The organism is Lapillicoccus sp. (genome assembly GCF_025353065.1).
Taxonomy (GTDB): domain Bacteria; phylum Actinomycetota; class Actinomycetes; order Actinomycetales; family Dermatophilaceae; genus Lapillicoccus.
In genome coordinates this window covers 1-7822 of sequence record NZ_JANXRJ010000074.1, presented here as the reverse complement: position 1 = coordinate 7822, position 7822 = coordinate 1, and the positions used below count along the sequence as shown (strand labels likewise).

Genomic DNA, 7822 nt, shown 5'->3' with positions numbered 1-7822 from the left:
CGGAGTCCTCGTCCGCGACCCAGACCTCGGCGCGAGTGCGCCCGTATGCCGGTGACTCCTGCGTGTGGAACAACATGGAGTCGACGTTGCCCTTGATCGGGTGACCCGTCGGGGCCGATCCGTCCTCGCTCGCGGGGGCCGAGCCCGGGCCGAACTCGGTTGTGCCCGAATCCGGCTCGGGTGCGGGCTCTGCCGCTGCCTCGTCGCTCGAATCGACGACGGGCACCGCCGCCGGCTCGTCCCAGTCACCACCACCGGACGCAGCCGGCTCCGCAGCCTTCACCGGCACAACGGCCGCCGGTTCGTCCCAGTCACCACCACCGGACGCAGCCGGCTCCGCAGCCTTCACCGGCACAACGGCCGCCGGCTCGTCCCAGTCACCACCACCGGACGCAGCCGGCTCCGCAGCCTTCACCGGCACAACGGCCGCCGGCTCGTCCCAGTCACCACCGCCGCCGAACGCAACAGGCTCCTCCGCCTTCACCGGCGCAACCGCCGGCTCAGCCCAGTCATCCGTACCCGAGGCAGTCGGCTCGGGCGCAGGCGCCGCCGGCTCGTCCCAGTCATCCGTGCCGGTGGCGGTCGGCTCCGGTGCAGCAACGGCAGGCTCGTCCCACTCGTCAGCCGTCGACCCCGTTGCCGCCGCAGCAGGCGGCGGCTCCGGCACGGACGACTCCGGCTCCTTCGCCACAGCAGCCGCACCAGCTAGCCCGGCGCCAGCCACCGCTGCCGCTCCCGCAGCCGCCCCCACCCCGCCAGGGCTCGCGACACCAGCGCTCGGGATCTCACGAGCCGAAGAGGCCGACGACGAAGCCGCCGCCGGCGCGGCATACGTATCGGCGCCGGAGGTGGGGCGCTGGTTGGTCGGCCCGCCCGAACGCGATCGCAGGAAGAGGTAGACCGCCAGGACCACGACGACGGCGAGGATGAGGAACCACAGCCAAGGGGGCACGGGGTGGACGTCCTTTCAGGGGGCACCGGGCGGCACGAGACGACCGGGGGCGACCAGGGGCCGCACGGATGGGCGCGGGTGCCGGTGGGCGCAGGAGCAGGTCACACGCTAGCGCCCGAGGTGTGGCACAGGCAGCACACTGTCGGGCCTGAGACGATGTCCTCGTGAGCTCCCTCGTCAGCGGCATCCTCAACCTCTCCCCGATCCTGATCTACCTCATCGTCGGCCTGCTGGTCTTCGCCGAGGACGCGATCTTCATCGGCTTCGTCATCCCCGGAGAGACCGCCGCAGTCCTCGGCGGCGTATCGGCCAGCACCGGCCAGACCGTGCTGGCCGTGGTGATGATCATCGTCGTGGTCGCGGCGATCGCCGGCGACTCGGTCGGCTACGAGGTGGGGAAGCACATCTTCGGCCCGCACATCGTCGACAGCAAGTTCCTCGCCAAGCACCGCCACAAGCTCAACAACGCCGAGAACTTCCTGCAGGAGCGCGGCGGGTCGGCGATCTTCCTCGGCCGCTTCGTCGCCTTCTTCCGCGCGATGATGCCCGCCCTCGCCGGAGCAGCAGGCATGCCCTACCGCCGCTTCCTCCCCTGGAACGCGGCCGGCGGTCTGGTCTGGGGGTCGGTCTTCGTCGTGCTCGGGTATGTCGCCGGCAACTCCTACGCCGCGATCGAGGCGAAGGTCGGACGCGGGCTCGCGATCGGCGTGGCGGCGGTCGTCATCATCGCGATCATCGTGTGGAGGGTGCGTTCCGAGCGCTCCGCCTCACGCGACGAACGCGAGTATGCCGAGGAGCAGCACCGCGCCGGCGATGTCACGGACGACCTGCGCTCCTGACGATCCACCCGCGCTGCCTCACTGCCGGCACCTCACTCCTGCCGGCGCCGGGACCGCTCCGCCCCGCGGCGCAGCCGCGTGTAGCTGCCCGTGATCCCCATCGCCGATCGCACCTCGGCCACGACGTCGCACACGATCGCGCGGGTGCGTTCCGTCCCGTCGACGATGATCTCGTCCACGAGACCGGGCCGTCCCCCGAACTGCGCGCGCCGATCGCGCATCGGCTCGAGGTGCCGGTTGAGGGCGGCGGCCAGCGCCGTCTTCACCTCGACGTCCCCGACCTGGCCGCGGCGGTAGCGCTCCTCGAGGTCGGCCACCTCGCCGAGATCGTCGTTGAAGGCCCGGTGAAAGTCGAAGACGGGGTTGCCCTCCACCGCGCCGGGCACGTCCGCCCGCACCCGCGCCGGATCGGTATACATGCGAGCGACTTTGCGCCGCACCGTCGCTGCGTCGTCGGAGAGGTAGATCGCGTTGTCCAGCGACTTGCTCATCTTCGCCTTGCCATCGGTGCCGATGAGCGTCGTCACCTCCGACTCCACGGTGGCCGGGACGGGGAAGACCTCGCCGTAGAGGTGGTTGAAGCGGCGCGCGATCTCCCGGGCCACCTCGACATGGGCGTGGTTGTCCTTGCCGACCGGGACGACGCCGCCCTTGACGCAGAGGATGTCGGCGGCCTGCAGCACGGGATAGCCGAGCAGGCCGAAGGGCATCTCTGTGGTGCCGGCGGCACGCACCATGTCCTTGAGGCTCGGGACGCGCTGCAGCCGGGGGACGGTGACGAGGTTCTGGAAGAGCACCGCGAGGTCGTTCACCTCGGGGATGGCGGTTTGGAGATAGAACGTGGCCACCTCCGGGTCGATGCCCGCCGCGAGCTGGTCGAGAACCATGGTGCGCGCGTTCGCGGCGACCTGCTCGATGTCGGCGCGCGCGTTCTTCGTCGTGAGCATGTGGACGTCGGCGATGATGAGGAACGTCGCGTAGCGGTGCTGCAGCCGCACCCGGTTGTCGATGCTCCCGACCAGGTGGCCGAGGTGCAGCCGACCGGTCGGCCGGTCGCCGGTGAGCATCCGTGCACGGGTCCCCGGTATGCCGGGTGCTGGGCTGCCGTCGGCGGGTCTGGTGGTGGTCGTGGTCGTCGTACTGGTCATCTGGTGCTCCTGGTGGTCGAGCCCCGACGGGGTCCGCTGCCGACGCGCCTGGAGACACGCGAAAGCCGCCCTCGCGGGGGCGGCTTCGGGTTTTCGAGTCGTGACAGGGCCGCCCGTCAGGGCAGCCACCAGCTCCCGTTCGCAGGAGCGGGATTCGTGGTCACGCTCTCGAGGGTAGCGGACGACGGCCCGGACGTCACGGCATACCGGCGTGGGGGACGTCGACCCGGACGGACCGCAGCTCGGCCTCCCGGGCGGCGGTGCGGGCCGCCTCGTTGAAGTCGGGGGCGCAGCACAGGTAGAGTGTGCGCCCGTCGCGGCCGCCCAGCATGCACGCGAAAACCCCTGTCCCCGGGTGGATCTCGTCGATGATCTCGCCGCCCTCCCGCACCCGGACCACCCGCGCGTGGTTGGCGTCGGCCACCCAGAGGGCACCTTCGGCGTCGAGGCCGCAGCCGTCGGGGGCGACGACGAGCAACGGCAGCACGTCGCCGATCTGGCGCGACTCGGGGATCTCGCCGAAGGAGGCCCAGACGCGACGGTTGGTCAGCGACCCGTCGACGCCGATGTCGAAGGCGGTGATCCGGTTGCCGAAGGTCTCGTCGACGAGGAGCACGCCGTCGTCGGTGATGACGGTGCCGTTGGGGAACCACAGGTCGTCGGCGACCTCGGTCACGGTGCCGTCCGGGTCGACCCGCAGGAGGACGGTCGGGGCGATGTCGGCTCCGGCCATCAGGTCGAAGCCGAAGTTGCCGACCCAGGCCCGACCCTGCGCGTCGACGACCATGTCGTTGGGGTGGCCCGTGACGTGCGGCTCGAGGTCGGCGTGGACGACGAGGCTGCCGTCGTGCTCGCGCCGCAGCAGCTTGGCGTCGCTCATCGAGACGACGAGCAGCCGCCCGTCGGGCAGCCACCCGAGGCCGGAGGGCTGCCCCGGCACCTGCGCCTCGACCCGCAGGTCGGAGCCGTCCTCGGCCACCGAAACCACCTGGTGCGTATAGAAGTCCGCAACCCAGATGCGGTCGTCGTGCCACCTCGGGCACTCGAGGTAGGACATGCCGGTCAGGACGGTCTGGACTTCGGTGGCCATGGCTCCAACCTAGGACGCGCGACCCGTCCACGCCAGGCAGCCACGCCAGCCCGTTGCGGCAGATCCCGCCGGTCAGACCTCCGGCAGCTGGCCGAGGACGAAGGCCGGCCCCGCCAGGACTCCCCCGTCCACCGGCAGGGTGACCCCGGTGACCCAGCTCGCGTCGGCGGAGCAGAGGAACGCGATGGCCGCAGCGACCTCCGCGGGTTCGCCGACCCGGCCCAGCGGATAGGCCCGCTCGAGGGAGGCGAGGCTCCCCGGCTGGTCGTCCCAGACGCGGGTGCGGATGGTGCCCGGCGCGACGACGTTGACGCGCACGCCGCGCGGGCCGAATCGCACCGCGAGGTTCCTCACCAGGTTGGGGAGGGCGCCCTTCGCCGCCGAGTAGGCCTCGTCGCCGAAGGCCGCGAGCCCGTTGACCGAGCTGACGAGGACGATGGCCGGCCCCCTCCGGCTCTCGAACAGGTGCGGTGCCGCGGCCCGGACGCAGCGCATCGTCCCCGTGAGGTTGAGGTCGAGGAGCTGGTGCCAGGTCTCGTCGGGCAGGTCGAGGAAGTCGGGCTGGGCCATCGACCCGCCGGCGACGGTGACGAGCGCGTCAAGGCCGGCGAACCGGCCCACCGCGGCGGCGACGGCCGCGTCGACCGACGCACGGTCGGTGACGTCGCACGGCACGGCGAGCAGCCGATCGGGGTCGACGTCGGCCAGCTCCCGGGCCCGGTCGACCTCCACGTCGGCGACGACGACCCGCGCGCCCTCGGCATACAGGCGCTCGACCGTCGCTCGGCCAATACCGTTGGCACCGCCCGTCACCAGGACGATGCTGTCCTGCAGACGGCCTCGCGGCGCGCGCTCGCCCACGCCGGAGCCGCTACGCCTCGACCGGTGCCGCGGCTGGCGTGTCCTTCGCCGCCGTGTCCTTTGCCGCCGTGTCCTTCGTCGCCGTGTCCTTCGTCGCGTCGGGCGCCGCGATCTCGCGGTGCAGGATCTTGCCGGTCGGCCCCTTGGGCAGCGCCTCGACCTGCCAGATGTGGCGGGGGTACTTGTAGGCCGCGACGCGCTCCTTGACGAACGCCCTCAGCGCATCGGGGTCGAAGCTGGCCCCGGCCTTCACCGCGACCGCCGCCCCGATCTCCTCGCCGAGCGTGGGGTGCGGGATGCCGACGACGGCGGCCTCGGCGACGGAGGGGTGCTCGTAGAGCGCCTCCTCGACCTCGCGCGGATAGACGTTGTAGCCGCCGCGGATGATCAGCTGCTTCTTGCGGTCGACGATGGTGAAGAAGCCCTCGTCGTCGACGACCGCGAGGTCGCCGCTACGGAACCACCCGTCGACGATCGCCTCCGCGGTGGCCTCGGGTTTGCCGTGGTATCCCGCCATGACGCCGTCGCCCTTGATCGCGATCTCACCGATGGCGCCGGGCTTCGACGGGTTGCCGTCGTCGTCGATCAGCATCATCGCCATGCCGGGGACGGCGGTGCCGATCGTGCCGGGCTTGCGCTCCTGTCCGGGCTGGTTGAACGACGCCACGGGAGACGTCTCGGACAGGCCGTAGCCCTCGAGGATCTGGCAGCCGAAGCGCTCCTCGAACGCCCGCAGTACCGGCACCGGCATCGCCGAGCCGCCGGACAGGCAGGTGCGCAGGCTGGAGGTGTCGTCGTCGCCGGACGTGCCCAGCATCGCGGCATACATCGTCGGGACGCCTTCGAAGATCGTGACGTGGTGCTTGGCGATGAGCGCGAGCGCCTTGACCGGGTCGAAGCGCGGCAGGAGGGCGAGCGACATCCCGCTCGCGACCGCGGCGTTGAGGCCGCAGGTCAGCCCGAAGACGTGGAAGAGCGGCAGGCAGCCCATCACGACGTCGTCCGGCGTCGCCTCGATCAGCGCCGTCGCCGAGGTCTTCGCGTTGGAAGCCAGGTTGTCGTGGGTCAGCAGGGCGCCCTTGGGCTGGCCGGTGGTGCCGGAGGTGTAGAGGATCGTCGCGATGTCGGACCCCGTGCGCGGCACCGGCGCCGTGAGCGGCACTGTCCCGTCGAGCTGCTCGGCCGAGGGGCCGCCCGGGCCGACGACGACGACCGGGACACCGGTCTCGGCGGCCGCCTTGGTCACGGCCTCGGCGACCGCGTCGACGGCGAAGACCGCCTTGGCGCCGGAGTCGGTGAAGTAGTAGCCCATCTCCCGGACGCTGAGCAGCGGGTTCATCGGCACGACCGCGCAGCCCGCGAGCAGCGCGCCGTAGAACACGATCGGGTATGCCGGGACGTTGGGTGACACGAGCGCGATGCGGTCCCCGGGCTCGACCCCCAGGCTGCGGACGAGACCCGCTGCGGCCAGGGCCTGCTCGAGGAACTCGGCGTAGGTGATCGTGTCGTCGTCGAGGCGCAGCGCGGTGCGCTCGCCGAACCGTTCGGCGGCGCTGACGAGGTTGTCGGCGAGGTTCATGCGGGGTGCCCTTCGGTCGCGGCCTGGCGGCCCCTCTGTCGCGGCGCCGCCCGCTCAGTATGACCGGCACGAGCTGCGTCCACGGCGTCCTGATGTGTTTTGCTACTCCCACAGGTGACGCTCAGCCCAGCAAGGGGAACACGTGAACAGTTCGCATCCGACCGGGTCGTCCGGCGTTGGGGTATCGGCGTGCTGGCGGCGCTCGTCCTGCCGCTGTCGGCCGCCGTCGCGGTGGGTCCTGCTCCCGCGGCTGCTGCGGTGACATCGACGGCGCCCGGCACCTTCGAGCCCGTCACCCCGGCCCGGGTGCTCGACACGCGTCACCACATCGGCACGACGACCGACACCCCGATCCCGGGGGGCACCGCGCTGCCCGTCCAGGTCCTCGGGGTTGCCGGCATCCCCACGACGGGAGTCATGGCCGTCACGGTGACGGTCACCGCGGTCGGGGCGCAGGGATCCGGATGGCTGTCCGTCCTGCCCGACTACGACGGCCAGCGTCTGCAGGGGTCACAGCTCAACTGGGCCGCGGGAGAGACCGTGGCCAACTCCGCCATCGTGCAGGTGGGAACCAACGGCAGGATCAGTGTCTTCAACGGATCGCCGCAACCCACCCACGTGCTCGTCGATGTCTCCGGGTACTGGCGGTCGAGCGACGTGCCCATCACCGCGGGCGGCGCGATGGCCACCCTCTATCCCTATCGGAAGCTCGACACCCGGGCGGCCCTCGGGGTCCCGACGGCGCAGCCGCTCGCGGGCGGGTCGACGACGAAGCTCTTCTTCGGCCCTCGAGACGGCTTGGGCAACGCGCCCGCCGCAGCCGTGGTCCTCAACGTGACCTCGACGTCGAGCACCTCGACCGGCTATCTCAGCCTCGGGGGACCACCGGCCCCCGGCACCGGTGCCTCGGTGCTCAACTGGCGCCCGGGTCGGACCGTGGCCAACCTCGTGGTCGCGCCGCTCGCTGCAGATGGCTCGGTCACCCTCTACGTCGGTGCGGGTGCTCGCGACACCACCCACCTCATCGTCGACCTGTTCGAGTTCGTGCTGGGTGGGCCGCCGGTGGAGGCCGGCACGATCACTGTCGATCCGGCGCAGCGGGTCCTCGACACCCGGCATACGGGCACTCCCCTGCCGGCCGGCGGTCCACTGCAGGTCACGTTCACCAACCCCGACGGGACCCCCCGCTTCACGCCGGGTGAGGTCAGCGCCGTGGTCGTGAACGTCACGGTGGTGGCGCCACGGGCCGGAGGCTGGCTCACCGCCTACGCCTCGGGGACCCCCCGGCCCGCGACCTCCAACCTCAACTTCCCCGCCGGTCAGACCATCGCTGCCGCGATGGTCGTCCCGGTC

At 71.6% G+C, this 7822-nt stretch carries 6 protein-coding genes and 1 pseudogene; 2 read left to right on the top strand and 5 right to left on the bottom strand.

The features are described 5' to 3' along the window. Window positions 1–952 (bottom strand): annotated as a pseudogene (locus Q0R63_RS06550) (hypothetical protein); the annotation flags it as partial. 164 nt (window positions 953–1116) lie between these two features. On the opposite strand from Q0R63_RS06550, the gene Q0R63_RS06545 reads away from it, so the two are divergent. Further along, window positions 1117–1791, top strand: coding sequence for a DedA family protein (locus Q0R63_RS06545; protein ID WP_295695509.1), 675 nt, complete (start codon window positions 1117–1119; stop codon window positions 1789–1791). Between the two features lie 32 nt (window positions 1792–1823). Here Q0R63_RS06545 and trpS read toward each other — a convergent pair whose 3' ends face one another. The 4 genes from trpS to Q0R63_RS06525 form a co-directional block, all read right to left on the bottom strand. Then, window positions 1824–2939, bottom strand: a complete 1116-nt coding sequence (gene trpS, locus Q0R63_RS06540; protein WP_295695507.1) for a tryptophan--tRNA ligase — start codon at window positions 2937–2939, stop codon at window positions 1824–1826. Window positions 2940–3135: 196 nt separating this feature from the next. Next, window positions 3136–4029, bottom strand: a complete 894-nt coding sequence (locus Q0R63_RS06535) for an SMP-30/gluconolactonase/LRE family protein (RefSeq protein WP_295695505.1) — start codon at window positions 4027–4029, stop codon at window positions 3136–3138. A gap of 72 nt (window positions 4030–4101) precedes the next feature. Then, a complete protein-coding gene (locus Q0R63_RS06530; RefSeq protein WP_295695503.1) occupies window positions 4102–4842 on the bottom strand; it encodes an SDR family oxidoreductase in 741 nt (246 codons plus the stop codon). Window positions 4843–4900: 58 nt separating this feature from the next. Then, window positions 4901–6469: a long-chain fatty acid--CoA ligase gene (locus Q0R63_RS06525; protein WP_295695500.1), complete on the bottom strand. Its 1569-nt coding sequence runs from the start codon at window positions 6467–6469 to the stop codon at window positions 4901–4903. Window positions 6470–6658: 189 nt separating this feature from the next. On the opposite strand from Q0R63_RS06525, the gene Q0R63_RS06520 reads away from it, so the two are divergent. Beyond that, the coding region (locus Q0R63_RS06520) for a hypothetical protein (RefSeq protein ID WP_295695498.1) at window positions 6659–7822 on the top strand (1164 nt) is incomplete at its 3' end.

What these genes read in the sequence shown, in the direction of transcription:
- Q0R63_RS06535 (WP_295695505.1), bottom strand. Translation starts at nt 4,029, where the DNA reads ATGGCCACCGAAGTCCAGACCGTCCTGACCGGCATGTCCTACCTCGAG.
- trpS (WP_295695507.1), bottom strand. Translation starts at nt 2,939, where the DNA reads ATGACCAGTACGACGACCACGACCACCACCAGACCCGCCGACGGCAGC.
- Q0R63_RS06525 (WP_295695500.1), bottom strand. Translation starts at nt 6,469, where the DNA reads ATGAACCTCGCCGACAACCTCGTCAGCGCCGCCGAACGGTTCGGCGAG.